This is a genomic window from Microbacterium aoyamense (assembly GCF_023155855.1).
Classification (GTDB): Bacteria; Actinomycetota; Actinomycetes; order Actinomycetales; family Microbacteriaceae; genus Microbacterium; species Microbacterium aoyamense.
The window spans coordinates 1-24,704 of the sequence record NZ_JAKNUT010000002.1 but is presented as its reverse complement, the minus strand read 5'-3'; the positions used below and the strand labels follow the sequence as shown (position 1 = coordinate 24,704).

21 protein-coding genes and 1 tRNA gene are annotated in these 24,704 nt (G+C 68.9%); 8 read left to right on the top strand and 14 right to left on the bottom strand.

The genetic code is table 11. The annotated features are described in order from the left end of the window. Positions 1–40 precede the first annotated feature (40 nt). From MA876_RS06870 to MA876_RS06850, 5 genes are read right to left on the bottom strand one after another with little or no spacing between them, the layout of a single operon-like run. The gene (locus MA876_RS06870) at positions 41–826 is read right to left on the bottom strand and encodes an LmeA family phospholipid-binding protein (protein WP_248147238.1); all 786 of its coding nucleotides are present in this window, start codon (positions 824–826) and stop codon (positions 41–43) included. A gap of 5 nt (positions 827–831) precedes the next feature. Then, the gene (argS, locus tag MA876_RS06865; protein WP_248147237.1) at positions 832–2,496 is read right to left on the bottom strand and encodes an arginine--tRNA ligase; all 1,665 of its coding nucleotides are present in this window, start codon (positions 2,494–2,496) and stop codon (positions 832–834) included. Positions 2,497–2,529: 33 nt separating this feature from the next. Beyond that, positions 2,530–3,414 carry an SRPBCC family protein gene (locus MA876_RS06860; RefSeq protein WP_248147236.1) on the bottom strand — a complete coding sequence of 295 codons (885 nt, stop codon included), beginning with the start codon at positions 3,412–3,414 and terminating at the stop codon, positions 2,530–2,532. After that, the gene (locus tag MA876_RS06855) at positions 3,411–3,749 is read right to left on the bottom strand and encodes an ArsR/SmtB family transcription factor (RefSeq protein ID WP_248147235.1); all 339 of its coding nucleotides are present in this window, start codon (positions 3,747–3,749) and stop codon (positions 3,411–3,413) included. The genes MA876_RS06860 and MA876_RS06855 overlap by 4 nt, the downstream gene beginning before the upstream one ends. 45 nt (positions 3,750–3,794) lie before the next feature. After that, positions 3,795–4,637 carry a transglutaminase-like domain-containing protein gene (locus MA876_RS06850; protein ID WP_248147234.1) on the bottom strand — a complete coding sequence of 281 codons (843 nt, stop codon included), beginning with the start codon at positions 4,635–4,637 and terminating at the stop codon, positions 3,795–3,797. Between the two features lie 136 nt (positions 4,638–4,773). Between MA876_RS06850 and MA876_RS06845 the strand changes: the two genes are divergently transcribed. After that, a complete protein-coding gene (locus tag MA876_RS06845) occupies positions 4,774–5,577 on the top strand; it encodes an SGNH/GDSL hydrolase family protein (RefSeq protein WP_248147233.1) in 804 nt (267 codons plus the stop codon). Here MA876_RS06845 and MA876_RS06840 read toward each other — a convergent pair. Together MA876_RS06840 and MA876_RS06835 are read right to left on the bottom strand one after the other, a co-directional pair. Continuing rightward, positions 5,574–8,093, bottom strand: coding sequence for a helix-turn-helix transcriptional regulator (locus MA876_RS06840; protein WP_248147232.1), 2,520 nt, complete (start codon positions 8,091–8,093; stop codon positions 5,574–5,576). The two genes, MA876_RS06845 and MA876_RS06840, sit on opposite strands and share 4 nt — an antisense overlap. A 163-nt stretch (positions 8,094–8,256) precedes the next feature. After that, positions 8,257–8,463, bottom strand: a complete 207-nt coding sequence (locus tag MA876_RS06835; protein WP_248147230.1) for a three-helix bundle dimerization domain-containing protein — start codon at positions 8,461–8,463, stop codon at positions 8,257–8,259. 166 nt (positions 8,464–8,629) lie between these two features. Between MA876_RS06835 and MA876_RS06830 the strand changes: the two genes are divergently transcribed. From MA876_RS06830 to MA876_RS06810, 5 genes are all read left to right on the top strand, one after another. Beyond that, on the top strand, positions 8,630–9,289 hold the full coding sequence (locus MA876_RS06830) for a hypothetical protein (protein ID WP_248147228.1): 660 nt from the start codon (positions 8,630–8,632) through the stop codon (positions 9,287–9,289). Positions 9,290–9,299: 10 nt separating this feature from the next. Continuing rightward, positions 9,300–13,223, top strand: coding sequence for a Pls/PosA family non-ribosomal peptide synthetase (locus tag MA876_RS06825; RefSeq protein WP_248147226.1), 3,924 nt, complete (start codon positions 9,300–9,302; stop codon positions 13,221–13,223). Further along, positions 13,220–14,578, top strand: a complete 1,359-nt coding sequence (locus MA876_RS06820; RefSeq protein ID WP_308221646.1) for a M1 family metallopeptidase — start codon at positions 13,220–13,222, stop codon at positions 14,576–14,578. The genes MA876_RS06825 and MA876_RS06820 overlap by 4 nt, the downstream gene beginning before the upstream one ends. Positions 14,579–15,241: 663 nt before the next feature. After that, complete coding sequence (gene arr / locus MA876_RS06815) at positions 15,242–15,637, top strand: NAD(+)--rifampin ADP-ribosyltransferase (RefSeq protein WP_248147224.1); 396 nt, start codon at positions 15,242–15,244, stop codon at positions 15,635–15,637. 100 nt (positions 15,638–15,737) lie between these two features. Continuing rightward, positions 15,738–15,813: transfer RNA gene (locus tag MA876_RS06810), tRNA-Arg, on the top strand. A gap of 25 nt (positions 15,814–15,838) precedes the next feature. Here the strand turns inward: MA876_RS06810 and MA876_RS06805 are convergent. Then, positions 15,839–16,777 carry a tyrosine-type recombinase/integrase gene (locus tag MA876_RS06805; protein WP_344049650.1) on the bottom strand — a complete coding sequence of 313 codons (939 nt, stop codon included), beginning with the start codon at positions 16,775–16,777 and terminating at the stop codon, positions 15,839–15,841. Between the two features lie 249 nt (positions 16,778–17,026). Continuing rightward, positions 17,027–17,611 carry a hypothetical protein gene (locus MA876_RS06800; protein WP_248147220.1) on the bottom strand — a complete coding sequence of 195 codons (585 nt, stop codon included), beginning with the start codon at positions 17,609–17,611 and terminating at the stop codon, positions 17,027–17,029. Between the two features lie 127 nt (positions 17,612–17,738). Between MA876_RS06800 and MA876_RS06795 the strand changes: the two genes are divergently transcribed. Next, positions 17,739–17,918 carry an excisionase family DNA-binding protein gene (locus MA876_RS06795; RefSeq protein ID WP_248147218.1) on the top strand — a complete coding sequence of 60 codons (180 nt, stop codon included), beginning with the start codon at positions 17,739–17,741 and terminating at the stop codon, positions 17,916–17,918. Between the two features lie 19 nt (positions 17,919–17,937). After that, on the top strand, positions 17,938–18,639 hold the full coding sequence (locus MA876_RS06790) for a hypothetical protein (RefSeq protein ID WP_248147216.1): 702 nt from the start codon (positions 17,938–17,940) through the stop codon (positions 18,637–18,639). 77 nt (positions 18,640–18,716) lie between these two features. On the opposite strand, the gene MA876_RS06785 is transcribed toward MA876_RS06790, so the two are convergent. The 5 genes from MA876_RS06785 to MA876_RS06765 form a co-directional block, all read right to left on the bottom strand. After that, positions 18,717–19,832, bottom strand: coding sequence for a Fic family protein (locus MA876_RS06785; RefSeq protein WP_248147214.1), 1,116 nt, complete (start codon positions 19,830–19,832; stop codon positions 18,717–18,719). Between the two features lie 735 nt (positions 19,833–20,567). Continuing rightward, complete coding sequence (locus tag MA876_RS06780; RefSeq protein WP_248147212.1) at positions 20,568–21,515, bottom strand: hypothetical protein; 948 nt, start codon at positions 21,513–21,515, stop codon at positions 20,568–20,570. Continuing rightward, positions 21,505–22,068 carry an RNA polymerase sigma factor gene (locus tag MA876_RS06775; RefSeq protein WP_248147210.1) on the bottom strand — a complete coding sequence of 188 codons (564 nt, stop codon included), beginning with the start codon at positions 22,066–22,068 and terminating at the stop codon, positions 21,505–21,507. Before MA876_RS06775 ends, MA876_RS06780 begins: the two co-directional genes overlap by 11 nt. Positions 22,069–22,221: 153 nt before the next feature. Beyond that, positions 22,222–22,983: a hypothetical protein gene (locus tag MA876_RS06770; protein WP_248147208.1), complete on the bottom strand. Its 762-nt coding sequence runs from the start codon at positions 22,981–22,983 to the stop codon at positions 22,222–22,224. A gap of 214 nt (positions 22,984–23,197) precedes the next feature. Further along, positions 23,198–24,298 (bottom strand): hypothetical protein, encoded by a 1,101-nt coding sequence (locus MA876_RS06765; protein WP_248147206.1) that lies wholly within the window; start codon positions 24,296–24,298, stop codon positions 23,198–23,200. Positions 24,299–24,704 lie beyond the last annotated feature (406 nt).

Below are 24,704 nucleotides of genomic sequence, written 5' to 3'. Positions count from 1 at the left end.
CAGAAGTCTAGGGCACACGGCATCCACGCCCCGGCATGTGTCAGCAGGTGCCGGGTTCGCGCATCGCGGGGTCGGTGAGCATCGACGGGGCGATGTCGAGCGTCGCCACGAGCTCGTCTCCCCTGACATCCACCGTCGAGAGCGTGAGACCCGCGGGCAGGCTCGACGCGATGCAGACCGGCCAGTCGCGCAGAACGGCGTTGGAGAGCACGCCGAACTGGCGGCGCAGCTCGTCGGCCGTGACATCCGCACCCGCGACCTGCAGCGACGCGGGGGTCAGGACGAGGTCTCCCTCGTCGGCACTCGGGGTGAGCGACACGCCGATCGGGACCGCGACGCCGAACAGCGACAGCTCGGTCGAGACGGTGACATCCGGCTCGGCGATCCCGAGGGTCTCCTCGGGGAAGCCGTCGACGTTCGCCATCAGGGCGCGCAGCTGATCGGCGTCGAGCGCGACCGTCGCCGTCGCGCTGCCCACGGACGATCCGTTCAGGGCGATGTCCTGCGCCTGTACCGTCACATCGCCCGCGAAACCCCGCAGCACGACGTCTTCGGCCGCGACCGTGACGTCATCGAGACTGCCGCCGATGAGCTGCGGGATGACGGTGCCCCCGACTTCGACGTCGAACTGCTGGTCGGCCGAGAGACCGAGGTCGGATGCCACGATCCCGCGGATCGCGTTGGTCACGAGCGATCGCGCGATCGCTTCGGCGAGGAACCACGCCCCGACGAGGAGGCCGATGACGACGAGCACCGCGACGATCCACGGCCAGCGACGACGCCGGACGGGCTCGCCCTCGACGCGGATCGGCACCGTGCCGCTCACGCGGGTTACATCCGCTCCGGTGCGTCGACGCCCAGGAGCGTCAGGCCGTTGCGCAGCACCTGACCGGTCGCGTCATTGAGCCACAGGCGGGTGCGGTGCACGGATTCGACCGGACCGTCGCCGAGCGGGATGACGCGGCAGTTGTCGTACCAGCGGTGGTAGAGCCCGGCGAGCTCCTCGAGATAGCGCGCGATGCGGTGCGGCTCGCGCACCTCGGCCGAGTACGCCACGACGCGGGGGAACTCCTGCAGCGCCCCCAGCAGCGCCGACTCGGTCTCGTGCGTCAGCAGCTCGGGTGCGAACTCCGAGCGGTCGACACCGGATGCCGCCGCATTGCGCGCGACGTTGTGCGTGCGCGCGTGGGCGTACTGCACGTAGAAGACGGGGTTGTCGTTCGTGCGCTTCTGCAGCACGTCGAGGTCGACGTCGAGGTTCGAGTCGGTGGAGCTGCGCACGAGCGCGTAGCGCGCGGCATCCTTCCCCACGACCTCGACGAGGTCCTCGAGCGTCACGACCGTGCCGGCGCGCTTGGACATGCGCACGGGCTGGCCGTCCTTGACGAGGTTGACCATCTGGCCGATGAGGATCTGGAGGTTGACGCCCGGCTCGTCGCCGAACGCGGCCGTCATCGCCATGAGGCGCTGCACGTAGCCGTGGTGATCGGCACCGAGCATGATGATGCAGCGGTTGAACCCGCGCTCGCGCTTGTCGAGGTAGTAGGCGAGGTCGCCCGAGATGTAGGCGGGCGTGCCGTTGGAGCGGATGACGACGCGGTCGCGGTCGTCGCCGAACGTCGTCGAGCGCAGCCACACCGCACCATCGGCCTCGAACATGTGGCCGAGTTCGCTCAGGCGAGCGACGGCGCGCTCGACGGCGCCCGACTCGTGCAGATCGTTCTCATGGAAGTAGACGTCGAAGTCGACCCCGAAATCGTGCAGGCTCTTCTTGATCTCGTCGAACATGAAGTTCACGCCGAGCTCGCGGAAGGCCTCCTGCTTCGCGTCGGCGTCGAGCGCGTCGATGTCGCCCTCGTAGGCGAGCGCGACCCGACGGGCGATGTCGTCGATGTAGCCGCCGCCGTAGCCGTCCTCGGGTGTCGGCAGGCCCTCGTGCGCCGCGACGAGACTGCGCGCGAAGCGGTCGATCTGAGCACCGTGGTCGTTGAAGTAGTACTCGCGGGTGACCTTGGCGCCCTGCGAGGACAGGATGCGGGCGAGCGAGTCGCCGACGGCGGCCCAGCGCGTGCCGCCGAGATGGATCGGGCCGGTCGGGTTCGCCGAGACGAACTCGAGGTTGATGATCTCGTCGGAGCGCGACTCGTTCGTGCCGAAGTCCGCGCCCGCGTCGACGATCGTCTTGGCGAGCGCGCCGGCGGCCGCGGCATCCAGTCGGATGTTGATGAACCCGGGACCGGCGACCTCGACGCTCGCGATGCCGTCGATGGCCGCGAGGCCTTCGGCGACCTCGGCGGCGAACTCGCGCGGGTTCGCGCCGACGTTCTTCGCGAGTCGCAGCGCGACGTTGGATGCCCAATCGCCGTGGTCGCGGTTCTTCGGACGTTCGAGCGGGAGGTCGGATGCCGTGAGTCCGGACGCTGCGCCTTCGCGTCGCGCCTCGGCGAGCGGGGTGACGACAGCGAGCAGAGCGGCGGAGAGGGCTGCGGGATCCATAACCGCACCAGTCTAGTTCGGCGGCGCTGTACCTCAGCCGACCGCGGAGCGGAGTGCGCCGAGGACGAACTCCCAGCCCTGGCGGTACGACTCGACGGGTTCGTCGCTGGGCCACGGGCCGGTATGACGGACCGTGAGGGCGGTGCCCCCGGCATCCTCCGCGAACATCACCTCGACGGCCTCATCGACCGAGACGCCGTCGTCGTCGCTCCACACCCACGTGAAGGCGAGGCGTTCGAGCGGGTCGACCACGAGGTACTCCCCCGCGACCGCCATCCCCTGCGCCGGCGCGGCGAACCGGTACGCACCGCCGACCCGCACGTCGGCGATGATCTCGACGCCCGTCCAGTGGCTCCACCACCACGTCGCGAGACCCGATGACGTCGTCCAGGCATCCCAGACGCGATCGCGCGGAGCCTCCATCCGCAGCGTCAGCTCGAGCGGTCGCTCCTGAAGGAGCGACCAGTCCGCGGCCGGAGCGATCGCGGCGGGCGAGCCGAGGACCTCGGCGAGCGCCGCCAGAGAGGCCTCCCACCCCGCGCCGTAGCCGCCCGTCCAGTGCGGGCGCAGGCGATCATGCGTGATGGTCACGCGCGTGCCGTCGCCGGTCGGAGTGAGGCGGATGCGCACCGAGCCCGGATCGTCGTCGCCCGACCACCAGGTGTAGGCGAGCTCGTAAGGGGCGGCGCACTTCATGAGCTCGGCCCGCCGCACACGTTCGCCACCGATGTCGATGTGGAACACGTCACCCGGTGCGGTCGGAACCGGCCCCGTGAGCGCGCCGAGGATGCGCGCGATGCGCTCCGGCGTCGTGATCGCGTGCCACACCTCGGCGGGAGCCGCACGGTACTCGCGAGCCAGCGACACCGTCTGCTGCGCGGCGTCCCCCGTGAGGGCGCGGACGATCGGATCGGTCATGATTCCTCCTCGGATGCGGCGCGACGGCCGCGGTGCAGCTCGGTGTCGAGCGCGTCGAGCGTCGTCGTCCACAGGCCGACCTGCTCGTCGACCCACCGCTGCGCTTCGGTCATGCGCTCGCCCCGGAGGGCGTAGATGCGGCGGGATCCGGCCGCGACGCTCTGCGCGAAGCCCGCGTCGCGCAGGACCTTCAGGTGGTTCGAGACGGCGGGCTGGCTGATGCCGAACTCGGCCCGCACGACATCGGTGAGCTCCCCCGCGGCTCTGTCTCCCTGCGCGAGGAGCTCGACGAGGCGGCGGCGGACCGGATCGCCGAGGACGTCGAGAGCGTGCATGAAACCGTTATATCACTCATGCTTGATATCAGCAATGACTGATATTTATGAGATCTGGACGAGTTCGGTGAAGTCGTCGGAGGTGGGGGCGTAGTCGTCGATGGATGCCGCGGACTCCGCGAATCCGGTGTCGTCGGGCACGACCCAGGCGTCGACGTGCATGCGCTGCAGCCCGACGTACCCGCCGTGGTAGCTGAGGAACGCGCAGTCCGCGGCATCCCGACCCGTCGCGATCCGCACCAGGGAGCGCCGGTTCGCCAGGCGCGTGCCGTCGATCACGTACCACGCGCCGTCGAGGTACGCCTCGGCGACGGCGTGGAAGTCCATCGGCCGCAGGCCCGGCGCGTAGCAGGCGGCGTAGCGGGCCGGCATGTCCATCGCGCGCAGCAGGGCGATGACGAGGTGCGCGTAATCGCGACACACGCCCTGCCCCGTCATGAGCGTCGTGACGGCGCTGTCGGTGCCGGCGCTCAGACCGGGGGTGTAGGTGGTGCTCGTGGCGACGAAGTCCGACACCGCGGCGATGAGGTCGTGGCCGTGCAGCCCCTTGAACTGGCGCCGCGCCTGCGGGAAGACCTCGTCGGACTGCGCGTAGCGGCTCGGACGCAGGTAGGTGATGGCCTCGAGGTCGCTCGTGCGCGACGACACGTTCTGCCCCTCGATGGTCGCCTCGTAGCGCACCTCGAGGAGCCCGGGCTCGGCCGTCAGGCGGTGCAGACGGCTGCCGGACTGGTCGATGATCTCGGTCGGCGTGTAGACGCGATCGCCCTGCGTGAAGGTGAGCGACTCGCTCGCGACGGGCGTCTGCTGGGCAGCCGTGATCTGCAGGATGAGGTCGACGGACGCCCCCAGATCGAGGTCCAGTTCAGCGGTCACGACACGTTGCACCGAAGAATCCTCGCATGCCGGATGGCGTGCGGCGAACGGGGTGTGGAGCGCCCACAGCGATGCCCCGCGACACGCGGTCAGACGCTGTCGGAAACCGGGATGCACGGATTCCGCCGACGTCGTTTACCCTCGTGGAATGCATGCGCACGGACGCCCCCGCGCACGGCGTTCGTGGCTCGCTCTCGCGGGCGTCGCGGCCGCCGTCGCGATCGTGTGCGCCGTCGGCCTGACCAGGCCTTCGACGGCGACGACACCACCGGTCGTCGCCGCAGTGGATGCCGCTCCCCCGGCGACCGTCCCACTCGCGCTGCCGCAGCATCCGACCGTCCTCGTCTTCGGCGATTCGTGGGTCTACGGTTCCGCCGCCACCGAGCCCACGCTCGGCTTCGCGTACGTCGCCGCCGAGAAGCTCGGGTGGAACGCGATCGTCGACGGCGTGCGCGGCAGCGGCTACCTCAAGCCCGGCTACGACGGGCCCGCATACGGCGAGCGGATCGCGGCGCTCGATCCCTCGCTCGACCCCGACCTCGTCATCGTCGAGGGCTCGATCAACGACCGGCGCCTCTACCCTGGCGGCTACGAGTCCGCCGTCACGAGTGCGTGGGACGATCTGGCGGCGCTCTACCCCGACGCGCAGATCGTGGTGCTGGGCCCGGCTCCGCAGATCCTTCCGGTCGAGAAGGAGACCGCGCAAATCGACGCCGACCTCGCGTCGTTCGCGGCCGAGCGGGGCTGGCTCTACATCTCGCCGATCGAGCAGGAGTGGATCACCGACGCGAACTACGGTTCCGTGATCGATACGAGCGAGCTCGGCAACGACCATCCCTCGACCGAGGGTCACGCGTACCTCGCCTCCCGGCTCGACGAGGCGCTCACGGCGCTGTCCGGGGCATCCACGATCGTCGCCGATGCGCCCGTCGACGACGTCGGGGTGCGTTAGCGCAGCGAATCCTGCGCGAGCAGGAACGCCTTGACGTCCTGACGTCTGCTCAACCCCGCTTTGCGCAGCAGACGGTTGACGTGCGATTCGACCGTTCGGACCGAGATGACGAGCGCCTCGGCGATGACGGCGTTGGGAAGACCCGAGGCGACGAGTTCGGCGATCTCGCGCTCGCGGGGCGTGAGGGTGACGGGCGCGATGCCGTCGGCCGGGTCGCCGTCGGGACGAAGCCTTTCGCGCTGCGCGGCTATCCGCGCGACCACGTCGGGCATGCCGGCTGCGTCGAAGGTCGCGACGGCGACCGCGGCGACGTGGAGCGCCTCCCGCGGCCGCTGAGCTGTTTCGAGCTCGTCGACCACGGCGACGATCGCGTCGGCGTCCCGGCGGACGAGCGCCTCGGCGATCCGCCGCTGGCGGACGATGCCCGCCATCGGCACGGCGTCGATGCGCTCCGAGACGCGCTCCCACGTCGCTTCCTCCGGCGAGTACGCGAGGGCTTCGAGGTAGCAGCAGGCCGCGGAGAACAGCGCACCCCGCTCCCACAGTGCGTCCCCGGCATCAAGACACGCCGCTGCCGCAGCCGCCGGCCCACCTTCGATGTAGGCCATCCGCGCGTACGGCATGCCGCTCGTCTGCCCGACGAGCGGACCGTCCACGAGCCCCGCGGAATCGATCTCGGCCAGCAGCTGCTCCATGAGCCCGCGCTGACCGCGGCGCGCGGCCATCTCGGCCGCCATCGTCTTGAGTCCGATGAACGAGAGCGAGGGGTACGGCGCGGCGAGCCCCAGGAACGCCGACTCGCTGAGGATGTGGTCGGCGTCGTCCGGGCGGCGGTCCATCGAGGCGCAGAGTGCCGCGAGGAAGGCGTACATGCGGATGAGGGGCGCGTCGAGGTTCCGCTGCGCCGCGTCCAGGGCAGTGCCCGCCAGGCGCGCCGCGACGTCGAACCGCTCGGCCGTGAGATGCGCCACGACGACAAGGGCGTCTGCGACCGGGTCGGGCTCCGGGCCGAGTGCCGCCCGGCGCGCGAGCACGGCATCCGCCTGCTCGCCGAGTCCTCGGGCCAGCATCCAGAACGCTCGTGCCCGCAGCACGGCGGCGTGGGCATCCGTCGAGAATCGGGATACGTCGGCGCTGTCGAGCGGGTCTCTCTCCGGCACGATCAGGAACGTCGATTCGAGCTCGGCGGCGCGGCCGAGGAGCAACCCGCCCTCGTGCGGGAGTGCGACGGCTCGAGCACGCAACTCCACGACGGCGGCTTCGGCGTCGCCGCGCACCGCACGCGCCGCCAGCCGGGCGGCTTCCCACTCTGCGGTCTCGCGCTCCGATCCGTCGAGTCCGTGGGCAGCGGCGACGAGCGCGTCGAGCTCGTCGCCGCCGTGCGCGCCGTCGACCTCGAGGGCCGAGAGCAGTGCCGTCGCATGGGCGAGAGTCGGCGCCGAATGCCAGGCCTCCCGCGCCCGCAGGGTTCGCCTGCGCGTCTGGTCGTGGACGAGCCGGACGAAGACGGCGGCATCACGCGCGGTCGCGGGCCCGTCCTCCTCGAGCCCGGCGCCCTCCGCGAGCACACCGTCCAGGACAGCGAGGAGCTCCGACCGCCGCCCCGCGAGGGACTCATGACGGAAGTACTCGACCAGGAGCGGCGGGCGGATCGAGACGATGCGGCTGCCGCCGACGTCGACGACCGAGAGGAAGGCCCTGTCCTCCAGCTCGCTCAGGTGCTTGACTCCGACGGCTCGGATCGCCGTCGCGATCCCGATCGGTCCGAGCAGTCCGAGGACCTCGAGCGCGTCGACGGACTTGCGCGAGAGCGGATGCAGGATCACTTCGGCCATGTGCCGCAGCGCCGGTGTCCACAGTGAGCCGGTCGCGTGGGCGACTCCCCCGTCGATCGCAAGGGTGCCCGCACGACGGGCGGCGTCGACGATCGCGGCTGCGAGGCCGACGTTTCCTCCGGACTTCGCGAACAGGCGACTGAGCGTGCCCGGATCGATGCGGTATCCGCAGACCGCTTCGAGGGCGGCCTCGAGCTCGGCATAGCCCATTCCGGGCAGTCGCATCGCGTACGTGGTCGTGAATGCTCCCGTCGGCAGGACGGGATCATGGCGGCCTCGATGCACCAGTCGGGACGACAGGATCGGCACCGAAGCCTGATCCTGCACGGTGCGCAGAACGCCCGACGAGAACGGGTCGAGCATGTCCCAGTCATCCACGACGATGACGGTGCGCCCCGGGGCGACCGAGCCCGTGATCGCCGTGACGGCGGCGGCGATGCTCGCGACCCGACCGTCCTGCGCTTCGGTCACACCCGCGACGCGGAGTGCGACGAGGGGTACCTGCGCGAAGGACGACAGTCCGCGGACCGCGATCGTCTTCCACCCGATGCCGACGAAGTACTCCACGATGCGCTGCAGCAGGTGCGTACGCCCGCTCCCATGCTCGCCCTCGATGTCGAGACTGCGGCCGCTCTGCAGGACGTCGATGGCCGAGAGATACAGCTCGTGTCTCGTCCTCATGCCCGCCTCCTCGCCGCCGTGCGTACGTAGATCCCGCTCGAGTACGCAAATTACAGCGAAACGACGGCTGCGACTACGGCGATTTGTGACACATCTCGTCGGTACTACGCAAGTACCCGGGCACTGGTGCCGAGAGGAAGCACGACATCACTGATGACGGACGTCAGCGCTTGCCCTTGAGGTGCGCCTTCGCCTCCTTCTCGATCAACACCGGCACGAAGTCGCGGACCTTCGCACCCGCGAACGTCACCCGGGACTTCTCGATGGCGTCGAGGATGCTCTCGCGCGAGGCATCCGGGAACCTCTCCTGCAGGCGGTCGACGATCTCGGCGATCGCCTTCTCTTCGTCGACGGACTTGTCGTCGGGCATGATCGCTCTTCCTGCAGCGGGGTCGCTTGCTGCGTCTGGAGGCACTCTATCCGTGGAGCGCGGCCGCGTCTGCGGTCGCGCAGTTTGCCGACCGTTCTTCTGGGGCGAGTACCCTATGCGGCGCGCCCTGCATTCCCGCACGACGCACGAGATACGAGGTTTCACGATGGCGAAGAAGACGAAAGCGCAGAAGTCCGCGACATCGGCGGTGGATGCCGCGGCCGGCGCGGCGAAGGACGCCAAGAAGCTCCTGAAGACGGTGCCGAAGAAGGACGCCAAGAAGCTGCGTCCGCTGCTCGAGGACGCCAAGGATGCGGCGGACGTCTCGTCGAAGAAGATCGCCCGCAAGCCTCGCAAGGTCGAGAAGGACGCTGTCGCCGCGACGAAGCGTCTGCAGAAGGCGGCCGAGAAGATCGTCGCGAAGGCCGACGAGAAGGCCGTGCGCGAAGCGATCGCCGCTGCGAAGAAGGTCGCCGAGAAGGCAGCGCGGGAGACCGCGAAGCGCGAGCGCCATGCGGATAAGGCGTCCAAGGCGGATAAGGCGGCGGAGGCTCCCGCAAGCGCCGAGCAGCCCGCCGCCAAGCCGGCAGTGAAGCCCGCTGCCCGCCGCACGCCGGCGAAGGCCGCGATCCCCGCGGCGGCGACCGCGCCGACGAAAGCCGCCTCTGCCAAGCCCGCCGTACGGCGGGCACCTGCGAAGCCGGCACCCGATACCGCCCTCGACGCCCTCACCGTCGTCCAGCTGCGCTCCCGCGCACGCGACGCGGGGCACGCCGGCTACTCGCGCCTGAACAAGGCGCAGCTGATCGCGCTGCTCGGCTCCTGACATCCGACCCGTGCAGAACGACCTCGACCGCAGCGCGGCCGCACCGCCACCGCGGACCCTCATCGACATCCTGCGCGAGTCCGCCGCCCGGCATCCCGCAGCATCCGCTCTCGAGGATCACGACGGTGCGCTGAGCTACGCCGAGCTGCTGGCGCGCGTGTGGAAGACCGCCGCGCGCCTCCATGAGCACGGCGTGCGGCGCGGCGACCGTGTCGGAATCCGGATGCCGTCGGGCAGCCGCGAGCTCTACATCGCGATCCTCGGCACGATCGCGGCGGGTGCGGCCTACGTGCCCGTCGACGCGGACGACCCGCAGGAGCGCGCCGATCTCGTGTTCGGCGAAGCGTCCGTGCGGGGCGTCATCGGCGCCGGCGGACGATACATGCCGGCCGAGGCATCCATCGCCGACGACCTCGCCCTCTTCGACGGGACCGCGCCGCACCCGAGCTCGAGCGCCATCGTGACCGTGCCGCCGCCCACGGTGGACGACGACGCGTGGGTCATCTTCACCTCGGGTTCGACCGGCGTCCCCAAGGGTGTCGCCGTGTCGCACCGCTCGGCTGCCGCGTTCGCCGACGCCGAGGCGCGGCTGTTCCTGCAGGATGCCCCGCTCGGTCCCGGAGACCGCGTGCTCGCGGGGCTCTCGGTCGCGTTCGACGCGTCGTGCGAGGAGATGTGGCTGGCGTGGCGCCACGGCGCGTGCCTCGTGCCGGCTCCGCGTGCGCTCGTGCGCTCGGGCGAGGACCTCGGCCCATGGCTCGTCGGACACAGCATCACCGTCGTCTCGACGGTGCCGACGCTGGCTGCCCTGTGGCCGCAGGATGCGATCGAGAACATCCGCCTGCTGATCTTCGGCGGCGAGTCGCTCCCGCCGGAGCTCTCGGCCCGCCTCGTCGGCGAGGGTCGCGAGGTCTGGAACACGTACGGCCCGACCGAGGCGACCGTCGTCGCGTGTGCCGCGCGGATGGACGGCGAGCCGCCGATCCGGATCGGCCTGCCGCTCGACGGGTGGTCGCTCGCGGTCGTCGATGCCGCCGGTGAACGAGTCGCCGCGGGCGAGGTCGGCGAGCTCATCATCGGCGGCGTCGGACTGGCGCGGTACCTCGACCCCGCGAAAGACCTCGAGAAGTACGCGCCGATGCCGACGCTCGGCTGGGATCGCGCCTATCGATCCGGTGACCTCGTGCGCAACGATCCCGAGGGCCTCGTCTTCCAAGGGCGCGCCGACGATCAGGTGAAGGTCGGCGGGCGTCGGATCGAGCTCGGCGAGATCGAGACCGCACTGCAGGATCTGCCCGCGGTGTCGGCCGCCGCCGTCGCGGTGCGCAAGACGGACGCCGGTGTCTCGCTGCTCGTGGGCTACGTCGTGCCCGCCGACGGGTTCGACCGGCAGGTGGCGCGCGCGCAGCTCGCCGAGACCCTCCCTGCGCCGCTCATCCCGCTCCTCGCCGTCATGGACGACCTGCCCGTGCGCACGTCCGGCAAGGTCGACAAGGCGGCCCTCCCCTGGCCGCTGACGGATCCGGATGCCGCGGACTCGACGCTGTCCGGCACGGCCGCGTGGCTCGCCGAGCAGTGGTTCGCCGTGCTCGGCGTTCAGCCGACGGACGACGACGCCGACTTCTTCGCGCTCGGCGGCGGCTCGCTCGCGGCCGCCCAGCTCGTCTCGCGCATCCGGTCGCGCGCACCCGAGTTCACGATGGCGGACGTCTACGATCTGCCGCGGCTTCGTCAGATGACGGATGCCGTCGAATCCGACGCCACGGACGCCGCCGCTCAGGGCACCTTCTCGACCGCCGACCCCACACCACGGCGCACGCAGTGGGCGCAGAGCCTCGCCGGCATCCCCCTCTTCATCCTCTCGGGGCTGCGCTGGATCACGTGGCTTCTCACCGCGAGCTGGCTGCTGCGGCTCGTGCCGGGCTTCGAGTTCCTGCCCGACGCCCCACCCGCCGTCCTGATCGTGAGCCTGCTGCTGTTCGCCACACCGTTCGGCCGCATGGCCATCGCAGCGGCGGCGGCGCGCCTGCTGCTTGCCGGCGTCCGAGCGGGCGACTACCCGCGCGGCGGCGCGGTGCACATGCGCCTCTGGCTCGCCGAGCAGGTCTCGCAGCAGGTCGATCCGGTCGGGCTCGCGGGTGCGCCGTGGGTCGTCTTCTACGCGCGGGCGCTCGGCGCGAAGATCGGCCGCGGCGTCGACATGCACGCGCTCCCGCCCGTCACGGGCATGCTCGAGGTCGGCTCCGGCGCCGCGATCGAGCCCGAGGTCGACCTCACCGGCTACTGGATCGACGGCGGTACGGTGCGGATCGGCGGCATCCGGATCGGCGCCGGGGCGACGATCGGCGCGCGCAGCACGCTCGCGCCGGGCACGAAGGTCGGGCGCGACGCCGAGATCTCACCGGGCTCGGCCGTCTTCGGTCGCGTGCGGGCCGGCCAGCGCTGGGCGGGGTCGCCCGCCGAACGCGTGGGCGGGAAGTCCGAGCCCTTCGCCACCGAGCGCCCGCCGACGCGGCGCCGCTGGCTGTGGGCGTATGCCGCGTCATCCGCCGTCCTGGGGCTCCTCCCGTTCCTCGCGATCGCCGCCGGCGTCCTGGTCGTGGCCGGCGGCGTCCGCGGCGCGGCCACTCTCGGCGAGGCGATCCCCGCGCTTCTCGTGTGGCTCGTGCCCGCCGTGCTCGTCTCGGGCGCGGCCTTCGCGCTCGCGGTGCTGATCCTGGTGCGCCTCCTGTCGATCGGCATGAGGGAGGGCGTCCACCCCGTTCACGGCCGCGTCGCGTGGCAGGCGTGGACGACGGAGCGTCTGCTGGACTCCGCGCGCACGGTGCTGTTCCCGATCTACTCGAGTCTCGTGACCCCCGTCTGGCTGCGCCTGCTCGGCGCAAGGGTCGGGCGCGATGTCGAGGCATCCACCGTTCTCCTGATCCCCTCGATGACCACGATCGACGACGGCGCGTTCCTGGCCGACGACACGATGGTCGCCACCTACGAGCTGAACGGCGGATGGATGCGGCTCGCCGAGGCGCGCATCGGCAAGCGCGCCTTCCTCGGCAATTCGGGCATGGCCGCGGCGGGACACCGCGTGCCGCGCGACGGGCTCGTCGCGGTGCTGTCCGTCGCACCCGCGAAGTCGAAGCCCGGGTCGTCGTGGCTCGGCTCGCCCGCCGTGCGGTTGCGCCGCGTCGTCAACGATGCCGACCTCGACCGCACCTACCGGCCACGCGCATCGCTGCGCCTCGCACGTGCACTGTGGGAACTCGGCCGCGTCATCCCCGTCGTCGTCACGTTCGCGATCGGCCTCGCGGTGCTGCTGATGCTCGCGTGGCTCATCGAGGTCACGGGTCTGCCGATCGCGATCCTGCTCTCGGGGGCGGTCCTGCTCATCGCGGGGGCGATCGCGGCGGCCATCACGACGGCGGCGAAGTGGATCATCGTCGGGCCGATCCGCCCGGGTGAGCACCCGCTGTGGTCGAGCTTCGTGTGGCGCACCGAGGTGTCCGACACCTTCACCGAGATGGTCGCGGCGCCGTGGTTCGCGAACGCCGCCGCGGGCACGCCGGCCCTCGCATTCTGGCTGCGCACGCTCGGGGCGAAGATCGGGCGCGGCGTCTGGACAGACAGCTACTGGCTGCCTGAACCCGACCTCGTGACGCTCGAGGACGGCGCGACGGTGAACCGCGGATGTGTGGTCCAGACGCATCTGTTCCATGATCGAGTGATGAGCATCGACACGGTGACCCTCGGGCAGGGCGCGACTCTCGGCCCGCACAGCGTCATCCTCCCCGCCGCCACGATCGCCGCGGATGCCACGGTCGGGCCCGCGTCGCTCGTCATGCGCGGCGAGCTCGTACCTGAGGGCAGCCGCTGGAGCGGCAATCCGATCGGGCCGTGGCGGGCGGTGACGGTCCGCGCCTATCAGGATGCGGCATCGTGAATGCCGACGACTACGTGCCGCAGAGCGGCGATGCGGCGATCTCGGTCGATCATTACGACCTCGACCTGGACTACAAGCTCTCGACCAATCGGCTGAGCGCGACCGCGGTCATCCTCGGCACGGCGACGGCGGCGACGAAGGTCGTCTCGCTCGACCTCGTCGGCGTGCGGGCGAGCCGCGTGCGGGTGCGGGATGACGCGGCTGCCACCTACCGGCAGAGTGACCGCAAGCTGCGGATCAGCCTGTCCAAACCCCTCGCGGTGGGCGATGCCTTCGAGATCACCGTCGCCTACGCAGGAGCTCCGCGCCCGCGGCGCACGCGCTGGGGCACGATCGGGTGGGAGGAACTCGAGGACGGCCTGCTCGTGGCATCCCAGCCCACCGGCGCGCCGACGTGGTTCCCCTGCAACGACCTGCCGTCCGACAAGGCGACGTTCCGCATCACGATCACGACGGATCCGGCCTACGCCGTCGTGAGCGCCGGGGCGGTGACGCGCTCGACCGTGCGCGGCCGGACGCGGTGGGAGTTCGCCAACGACGTGCCCACTCCTCCGTACCTCGTGACGATCCAGATCGGGCGCTACACGGAAGAGGCGGTGCCTCTCGGCGAGGTCGCGGGGCGCTTGTACTACCCGCGTCGGCTCGCGGCGCGCGTGCATGCCGACCTCGCCGACCTCCCCGCCATGATGGCGACGTTCGAGAACGCATTCGGCCCGTACGCGCAGTCCGAATACCGGGTCGTCGTGACCGCCGACGACCTCGAGATCCCGCTCGAGGCGCAGGGCATGGGCATCTTCGGCGCCAACCACATCGACGGCGCCAAGGGACTCGAGCGACTCGTCGCGCACGAACTCGCGCACCAGTGGTTCGGCAACAGCGTAGGCCTCGCGCAGTGGCGCGACATCTGGCTCAACGAGGGCTTCGCGTGCTACGCCGAATGGATCTGGTCCGAAGCATCCGGAGGCCCCAGCGCCCACGCCAAGGCGCTCGCGCACCATCAGAACCTCTCGGGCCTCACGAAGGATCTGATCATCGGCGATCCCGGGCCGGACGACATGTTCGACGACCGCGTGTACAAGCGCGGCGCACTCGCACTGCACGCGGTGCGACTGACGATCGGCGACGGCCCGTTCTTCGCCCTCCTGCGGGCGTGGACGCAGCGCTTCGGCGGGCGGACGGCGACGACCGCTGACTTCGTCGCGCTGGCGGAGGAGGTCAGCGGGATGCCGCTGGCGGGGCTCCTGCGCGGGTGGCTCGACGAGCGGAGGCTCCCGGCGCTTCCCAGTTCGACCTTCGCGGACGCGCCTGCTCCTCTGACGGAGCCGCTTCCGCGGGTGGAGCGACCGCTGCGCTGAGCACGTACCCCGCCGGGCCGGGCAGAGTCGCGACCTCGAACGGCAGTGCCGCGCCCGGCACATGCGCCAAGGGGATGTGCTCCGAGAACGTCACGGCCGCGGGCTCGACCCTCAGGGCGCGGCCGTCGGCCTTGAGCACGGCCTCGATCCGGGTCCATTTCTCGAGCGACGGCGCCGCCTCGGGGGCGAAGAGCGGGGCGAGTTCGGCCGCACGTCGCGCCTCGTCCGCGTCATCCGTCTCGACATCGACGCCGATGCCCGCGGTCGCCACGGCCGGCGCGGCAGCGACGACGACGAGGTCGCCCGCGTAGCTGACGCTGAGCTCGACCTGCCCGCCGGCGTGCCGGACGCGACCGTGCTCGGCCCCGCAGCGCTCGCACGTCGTCGAGATCGCGAGATCGGCATCGGGACCCGCGACCGCGCGGATCGCCTCGGCGAGCAGTGCGCGACTCAGCGCGAAACGCACGGCCGCCCGTCCATCCAGCGCCCGATACCGGTCGACTTGCGCGTCACCGAGTGCCGCGACACGGCGCGCCGTCGATCGGGTCGCCTGCTGTGTGCTCGCCCACAGCACGGTCACAGGCCCCCAGGTCGTCGATCCCCCCACCCAGGAACCTTATCGAGCCACGGTGAACGGCGCGCGAACCGGGTTAGCCTCGGGGGATGGATGCAGGACCCTTCTTCCACGGCACCAAGGCCGATCTGCGGGTCGGCGATCTGCTGACGGCGGGGTTCCGGTCGAACTACCGCCCCGAGGTGGTCATGAACCACATCTACTTCACGGCGCTCGCGAACGGCGCAGGTCTCGCGGCCGAGCTCGCCGCGGGCGACGGTGAACCGCGGGTCTACGAGGTCGAGCCGACGGGCGCGTTCGAGGACGATCCGAACGTGACGGACAAGAAGTTCCCCGGCAACCCGACCCGTTCGTACCGCAGCGCCGACCCGATCCGGATCGTGCGCGAGGTCGAGGGCTGGCCCCGACTCTCGCCAGAGGATCTCCAGGCGTGGCGGACTCGGATCGCCGTGATGCGCGACGAACGCGCTGAGATCATCAACTGATCGTCGTCACTCGGCGTCGGTGAAGGATCCGCCGACCATCGCCACGCGACACATGCGAGCGGCGGGATGAACCGCCGACCGCTGATAACCTAGAGCGTCCGCCTCCGTAGCTCAGTGGATAGAGCGTTGGTTTCCGGTACCAAAGGTCGCTGGTTCGATTCCAGTCGGGGGCACCAGTCGGGACAAGGGATCGCGGGCCATTCAGGCCTTGCGGTCCCTTTCTCGTGACAACGGAATGACAACACTTGCAGCGCGCTTCGCCTGATCGAGGGCGGTAGCTACGGCGTCGAGGTCATCGTCAAACAGGTCGGCGTAGACGTCGAGCGTCATAGCCGCCGATGCGTGACCGAGCATCCGCTGCACGGCCTTCACGTGGGCGCCGGCCTGCACGGCGAGGCTGGCGGCCGTGTGGCGCAGATCGTGGGGTGTGACCCTCGGTATTGTCGGATCCTCGTCTTGCGCCGCGCGCACCGCGACCGTGAACCATCCGTTGCGCGACGCCGGCAGCTTCAGGTAGTCGACGCCGTCGCCGAACAGCAGCTCATCTCGGCTCTTGCCCTCCGCCAGCTGCGCTATCGGCAGCGCGAGGAACTCCGGGTAGGGCACCGACCTGGACCGGTGCGTCTTCGGCGTTCCAACGTGAACTTCAGCGGACACGAGCACTGCGTTCTCTTCCACGCTCACACGCCGCCTGAGCGTGTCAACGTGCCGAATGCGCAGCGCTGTGGCCTCGCCCCAGCGGAGGCCGGTGTAGGCGAGGAAGAGGACGAGAGCGGGGTGTCTGGCATGGTCGGCGAGGGTCTGCACTTGAGAGTGAGCGAGATAGTGCCTGCGGGCATTGCGGGTCTTGGTCGGCAAAGCGATGTCGCGAGCTACGTTGCGTGAAAGGCGGCGATCGTGGACTGCGCCGTCGAGGATGCCAGCGAGAACTCCCTGCGCACGCCTCACCGTGGTCGATCCACCCGTCATCGCGGAAACCCACGATTGCACCTCGGAGTGTCGAATGCTGCCCACCGTGCGCGCGCCCCACTTCGGCTGGACGTGCTTCCGCCACGCAGACTCGAGCGGCCGGAACGACGACGGCTTCAGGACACCCCGACGCTGCTCGAGCCACTCCTCCCCCATCGTGTCGACGGTCACCGCGGCGGCGGTCGGATCGATGAACTCGCCGCGGCTCTTTGCGATCGCGACTTGGGCGAGTGCCAGTTCCGCGTCGCGCTTCGTTCGGAATCCGCGCTTGGTGCGCTGGGACTGGTCGGGCGCTCGATAACTGATGCGGTACATCCGCTTGCCCGCCGTGGTCGTGTAGGGGTGAATGCTACCCATCGCCTCACACCTTCTTGAATGGAACGGTTCCGTGCTGGTTGGGGCGACTCAGCACCGGTCCACCTACCTGCCGATTGAGGGGCCGCCGGGTGCGGTTGCGCCCGCGAAGGGTCCGGTCGCAGACGGATCCGGGAGATCGACTCCGGGTGCGAGACCTTCGAAGCGTGCCCGGTTCATCAATCGTGTTGCCGTGCTCTGACTGACGCTGAGGCAGTCGGCGACGGCCTTCAGCGGCGGCAGGTTGATGGCGGTTGCGAGTTGATACGTTCTTGACGCGTCGTAGACGCTGGCCGTGAGGTCGCGGTCGGTGCGTTCCTGCATCCGTCGAAGATACTCGGCGCCGGTGGCGACCGGATGGCCGGGCTCAGCGACTGTGGACATCTGCAAACCACTGGCCTGGAGCGCGTACTGCACACGCACCTCCCGCAAGGTCAGGCTGGTCACCTCATCCCCGTCGCCCTCGCGGAGAACTCTGACCTCGGCGGCGACCGTGCGATTCAGTCGTGCGTCGTACGCGACGTTCACACGGACGGCGCCGGGCACCCCCGGTTCGCCGTGGAGCACGATCGTCCATGACGCCGGCACGCTTACCCCGTTGCCGACGGCGACGCGCTCGTCGCTGACGTCGACGTTCTCGAGGTGCACCATGCGCCCAGTATCTCAGGCATCCATTCGACGAACAAGGCATGACATGACGCATTCATGACACATATGGCTCAAGTTGGTGCTACCGTGTGCGCATGCGCTGACAAAGGCGGCTCACGAAGGAGAAGACATGAACCGCTCGCAGAACTCACTCGCCCTCACCTATAAGGACGCCGCCGAGCTGGTCGGCGTCGAATATCGGACCATTAAGCTCGGTGTCGAGCGCGGGACGATCCCCACCGTCCAGCTCGGACCGCGTCGGATGATCCCCCGCGCGGCGCTGCTGAGGATCTTCGGCGTCGAGCCCTGATCCGGACCAACTGACGGTCATGGTCGACGCACGGCTGCCCGCCGAGTGGCTGGGCAGCCTCCGGATCGACAACCTCAGCGACCGCGCGTTCCGCATCCTCGCCGGTGCGCTGATGTGGTGCAACGGGCAAGGAACCGACGGGGCCGTGCCGGCTCGCTACACGAAGTACCTTCATCCCGACGGCGATGACCAGGGCGCCTTTGATGAGCTGGAGGCCGCCGGCCTGTGGTGCCGGGTGGAGGACGGTTACCTCCTGGCCGGCTGGTCGGATGATCTCCACCAGTCCACGGCCGAGGAGATCCACCGCTACCGAGACGCCGCCAAGCGCCGCCAGCAGGCTTACCGCGACCGTCAGCGGGAAACGGACTCCCAACCGCAACGCGCGACCGCGCACGAACCACGAGTTATGCGTGACGTCACGCATAACGCGACGCGTGACGTGACGGCAAACGTAGGCTCAGGCTCCTTAAGCGAAACCACAAGAGAGAGTGCCTACGTCACGCGTAACGTCACGCGTCACGCAGACTCCCCGTTCTGCGCGAAGCACCCTGCGGGCACCTCGGATCCCTGCGGTGCCTGTGCACGCGCCAGAACGGCGTACGAGGCCCGCCAGAACACCATCCCCGGCTTGGGGTGGGACTGCGCCATCGACGGCCACAAGCTCGTCGTCGACGGCACCTGCGCGGTGTGCGCCTATCGACCCCGCCCGACCGCTGCCTAGTCGCGTCAGTCACCACCGGGCCGCCGCCGATGCCCACGCCGCCGAGCCGACGCGACCGAAAGCTTGAACGTGCGCGATCAGCGTTGCTTCATCGCCGCAGCGATCCGACTGTCGAGGTCCTCGAGCTCGACCATCAGGTCGCTGGCCGCCCAGACCCGGTCCCGTTTGCGGCCAGTTATCTCCTGGATGATGCCCGCATCCTCGAGGCGGGTCAGCGCCGCGTAGAGCTTCGGCGAGACCGGCCCCGCCGTCCGCTCAACGTCCGCGATGCTCATGACCGGGTTGTCGAAGAAGGCCGGGATGAGCGCAGCAGCCGTCGAAGCTCGGCGCACGTCAGCCTGCTCGATCCACTGCTGCGGGAACTGCTTGATCCGTTGCACCGACACCCTGCCCTCCTCAGCAGCAGCGACCGCCGAGCGAAGCATCAGCTCGAGCAGCGGCTGCACATCACCGACCCGGTAGCTACCCAGAGCATCGAAGTAGTCGTCTCGCCTGGCGAGCAGGCCGCTCGCCACGGGCACGACCGTATGAGGTGTGACGCCGCGACGTCGGAGGATCGCGCCGATGAGGGCTCGACCTGTGCGGCCGTTGCCGTCACCGAACGGGTGGATCGACTCGAACTGCGCGTGGGCGATCGTCGCCTGCGCCATCGTCGGCAGGTCATCCCGGTTCGCGAACGCGATCAAGTCGTCGAGCAGCTCGCTGACACGAGCGTGACCGGGTGGAACGTAAAGCGCGGTCCGCGGGCTGTAGTCGCTGCCGCCGATCCAGTTTTGGCTGTCGCGGAGCCGGCCGGCATAGGGTCCTTCATGGAGGTCGTCGCGCATGAGCGCTTCGTGGGCGGTCAGGATGTCCGCACGCTCAATGGTGCCGCGTGATCCCGCGGCCGCGACCATCGTCGAAAGCGCAGCGCTGGCCGCGACCATACTCACGGCCGAGGAGTTCGACTTCTGGCCGGCCAGCGCACGAGCGAAGTCTTCGGTGCTCGCCGAGACGCGTTCGATCTTCGAGGAGGCTACTGACTCGCTGCGGATCATGAAGCGCGCCATCGCCGCTGGCTGCCCGGTTGCCTCGCCGTCCATCGCCCCGAGCGCAACGAGCGCACGCTCGCCGAGCTGTGTGAGATTTGCGGGGACGACGTAGTCAAGGTCGGCGATCAGTGGAGGCAGCGAGGTCGTAACCTCGCTGAGCATCCGGTCCTCCCTGTTCCCGCCGCGACGCTCCTGGCGCCAGTGCACCACCTCGCTGCCGTGCGGCGGCCAGTCGCCGTGCTCGCTCCCAACAACCACAACTGAGCCTCTCGTTATTTCTACTTAGATTGTACAAACAGAAATACTCGGAGCGATAGTTCTGTTGGACAGAAGCGGGAATGGCCCCGGAACGGGAACTAGCTCGGCGAATGCGAGGGCTGGCACTGAGCGCACCGCGAGTTGTTGTCTCAGCGCAACCACAAAGCATCGTCAAGCGAGGCATCTGCGGCGGCCACAAGCAGATCCGCCAACGAACGGGATTAACTCTCGTCGCGGGGTGCGCTTAGCCGGATGTCGCGGCGTCGGACGGCTGTCAGTCCTCGGCGAGCAATGTCCCGCGCCTGGTTGTTGTTGCGTGAAGCGCGGTCCTCTCGCCGAAGCGCCACTCGCCAGATCACGACGTAAACGACGAGTGCGACGACTACTGCGCTGCACAGCCCAATGACTTTCGGAACGATCGGACCTGGCCCTAGGGCGATCACAATCGCAACGAAGACGAGAGGAAGGCCGATGTAGCGGACGAACCCGCTGAGGAAGGAGCGGTGCATTGGCCGGCTTACCTCCAATCAGCGCCTGCGTTAAGTGACGAGGTCAGCACATCACAGGTGGCTGTGCGGGCGCTGGCACGTCCAGTGATCTGTGCCCCCAGCACCAGCTGCTGTTGCGGCAGTGGATCGCCTATTCGTTGAACGGGGACTTGGTGCCGGTGGTGCATTCGACGGGGTCGATGCCTGCGTCCTGAAGTTGTTGCCAGACCGTCGCGACGTCGGGCCCAGGGGTGATGCCCTCAGCTTCCAAGCAGGCGCGTAGGGCACGTTGTGTTTCGCTTTCGTATTCGTTCGCGATCTGCCACGCGGCATCGATCTGTCCGAATTCGAGGGCGTAGCATCGGCCCTCCACGCCGGAGGTGACGGCCTCGTTTGAGTTCGAGTAGGTGATGACCGTGCCAGCGTCATTGACACCCAGGAGTGGATATCCAGCCTTCGTCATGCACTCGGAGTAGCGCGCGAATGCCGCCCGGTACTCCGCGTCCGTCACCTGCCCATCCGCCATCGCCTCGGCCTGGGCCTGACTAGCGGCGGGAGGGACCGCGCGCGCAGCCCACGACGCCCACAGCACGTACCGAGACTGCTCGTCGGTCACCACCGCAAACGTGTGAGTGTCGCCGTCACCGACAGTGAAGAAGCTTCCCCCACCGGCGGAAGATGTCGACTCCTCATCGCAGATGCTGGTGCCCACGATCACGCCGTCGAGGAGGAAGTCGAACCGGCCGGGATCCTCGCATTGGAATGCGACGACAAGTTCGGTGGCTCCTTCGGGCTTCGCGCCGAGCTGCACTGTCGTGTTGCCTTGGCCGCTCAGCAACGCGGGTGCACCGAACAGCTGGGTGTCGTCGTAGACCAGCGCGCTGGTCATCGCCTCAACATTCACGTCGGGTTCCTGCGCGGGGGTAGACAGGGCCGCTGCCGACACGGCGCCCGTGAGCGCGCCGGCTAGCGCGAACGCGACGATCGGGCCTGCGACGCTCCAGCGCCGGCGCGAACGGGTAGGGGCAGCTGACGCGGTCGCGACGAGCATGCGCCGCAGCTCTACGTCACGATCGCTGGTCGACGATTCAGAGGACATCGCTTACCCCTTCCGGGCGTACGAGAAGAGACGGTTCAGTCACAGCCGCCCGCAGACGGGCGGTCGCTCGCGAGAGCCGGGATTTCACTGTCCCGACACGGACGTTCAGGATGCGGGCAGCATCCTCCGTGCCGACACGCTCGATGACGCACAAGGTCAAGACCTCCTGATCTGCACGGGACATCCCGCGCAGAGCGGTCATCGCCTCACCGTCATCGAACACTTCGGCATGATCGGGTTGCGCCTCCCCGGGCGGGAGCCGCCTCAAAGCGGCCCGATACCGCCTCGCCGCACGGGTGAGGTTGCTGGCGGTGAACGTCGCGGTCCGAAGCAGCCACGGCAACAACGAGCCGTCGACGAATTGGACACTGTCCCGTTTGCGCCACGCCTCCAAGAAGGTCACCGCAACGACATCGTCCGCGTCCGACCACGACGGCGCCAACCCACGAGCGTGTCGATACACGCGGGCACGGTGACGGTCGAAGATCTCCCCAAACGCGTCGCCCCGGCCAGCACAAACCTCAGCCCATGTTGCCTCGTCAGAAACCCTCACACTATGAAGTGTCCGCTCACGAGCAACCAGTTCCGCAATTCACTCGCCGAGGAGATAACTGCGACTGACGGTGCTGAAGGGTTGCTCAGCGGGACAGAGCTATTCGCGCAGAGGGATCCGCTTGCGCGATCACAGTGCCCAAGCTCATGGGCGCTACGTGAAGACTGCGACGAGTGTCAGCGCCGCTAGCGGTGCGACGACCACGGCGAGTGCAATGTGCCAAAGGAGCGGGTGTCGCTTCCTGAGCGGCGCCAGCCAGTATCCAGTTTCGGCTGCCGCCGCGACGACGAACACGGCAGCGGTAAGCCCGCGCGAGTAGCGGACGTCGTTGTGGATGACGTCGGCGAGACTCACCCACCCGAACCAGTACACCGCCGCGGCCACCATCAGAGCGGTGATAGCGGCAAGGATTCGCAGTGCTGGTGACTGCAAAAGGGCCGCAAGTGCGGCGGCGAATACGTCGAGCAAGCGAGACCACCACCCCGGCCGGACGTCATTGTCCGTCGCATCGGGTGCCCACAATCGCAGGGAGGCGAGAAACCTGTGCCGACGACGATACATCGATGCAGGCAAGAACGCGCTAGACCCGAGCATCAACGGGGTCATCACACTCCATTTGTCCGGAGACCCGGGACCCGCCCACTGAACCATGGGCAGGTCCAGGTCCGACCTTTCGACGGAGAGAACGGCGGACCGCCGAATGCGTCGACTACGGAACAACCCCACAATGTGAAGGGACTCGCTGTCGAACGAGACCCGCATCAGCGGCGCGCGGAACATCATCCACAGGCCGACCAACGCTGCGGCGAACGTCGGCAGCAGCAGCCATACATTGCGCTCGGCGAACGAGACCCAAATCAGGACGATCGCGAGACCGGTGAGGCACGCGCTTGCCAAGAAGTTCATCGCAACCATGCCCGGCTCCGGACGGAACGTCCCTGACGCAACCACCTGCACTCCCTTACGTCAAACCTGAAGATCCTCACACACCGCCGCGATGCCCTAGAACCGAGACGCGCTCTCGCCGAGAGATCTCACTTTGCACCACGCTGTCGTCAAGAAGCTGCCCGTTACCGGGTCCGTGAGCGCGCCGTCAACCCGACTGGGGCGAAGGTAGGTGTAATGCCGCTTACCGGCAGGTCGCGGCCTTGTCGATCAGGGACTGGGGTGGGTAGCCGTAAGCCTGTACGCCGTTGCCGGTTGCAGTGTGGCCCATGCTGATCGCCCACGCGGTCGCCCACGCCTCGTTGGCGTCCGCATTGGCGGAGTCGAACATTTCGCTACATTTGGAGGTGATCGCGTGCCCGACCTCGTGGGCGACGAGTGCTCTGGCATCTGCAGAGGGCCAGGTCTCCGCGACGGAGTTCGAGAGGGTGATCGTTGAGAATCCACCGCGTACGACAGCCCAGGTCGCGGTGCCGCCGATGCCGTCCGATCCGCCGACGCCAGCCACGATCGGTGCCCAGTCGAAGTCGAGCACCACTCCGCCGGCAATGGAACGAGCGAACGCCTCGATCTCCAGTCGCGTCGCGAGGAGCGGTCCTGCCTTCTCTGCGAGTTCGACCTGCTGGGAGTGCTTGAGGTTCGCTGCCATCGCGGCGTACGTGGTGAACGCGTTCGCGGCGCCGGTGCCGAGGCCCGTCTGCTCGGCTGCGGCGGCTGCGGCGTAACGCAGGTCGAGGAGGACGAATGCGCGCGCGGACACGTTCGCCTTTTCGAGTGCAGCCGCCAGGGGTGGGACCGATGCGTATAAGTCCCGCGCGGCATCCAGCAATGCCGCATCGGCGTCCTCGACCGCATCCTGTGCGGAAGCAAGCGCCTTTGCGTACTCACCGAGACCTGAGGCATTGCCCGTCAAACGCGGTGCGACAGTCAGCAGATCCCATGTCCACAGCGGCTTGGGGGTCTCTTCGGCGCGCACAGAGTCCTGCAGAGTCGATGCCGCTTTGTCCACCAGCGCCGCAGACGCCGTGGCGGCATCGGCGAGCTCTGCACGCGCGTTCGCGTCCACCAGATCCTCGGCAGTCGATGACGTCTCCACGATCACGCCGGCGACATGGACCGACCCGGCCACGTCATCCGTCAAGGCGCGAAGTGAGACGGTCGCGTCGCCGGCGTCGAGAGCTGCGGCCGCGACCGCTGATGCCGCCTCGTCGAAGGCTCGGTTCGCAACGACATGAACCACAGCCCACGCCGCTGCCGCCAGCACGACGACTACCACCAGGACCATCCACCAAAGCTTCGCGGCGCGGCTCAGCCTGTGACGCGGAACCGGCTGGATCTCCCCTGCGGGTGATGTCACCGATGGCTGTTCAGTCGTCCCAACGACGCCACCAGCAAGATCCACCCCCAAACGATACGTCAAGGCACCCGGCGAAATCGCAGTGGACAGTCCGGCGAAACCCGCGCGGTCGAGGGCGAACCCGCACCCTCACCGCGCACATTTCTCACTCCCCTCGCAAGCCGGTCCTTCACCGCGGCACGGCTTGACGGACTCGAGTTCGTCGCACGGGTGTGTCCGATAAACGGTGGATCTGGTCTGGCGGTCATTAGTTGATACGGCCTTCGAATGCGATCGCGAACGCGTTCAGCGCCGGCTTCCACCTCGTCGCCCAGCGTGCCCTGCCCCGGCCGGT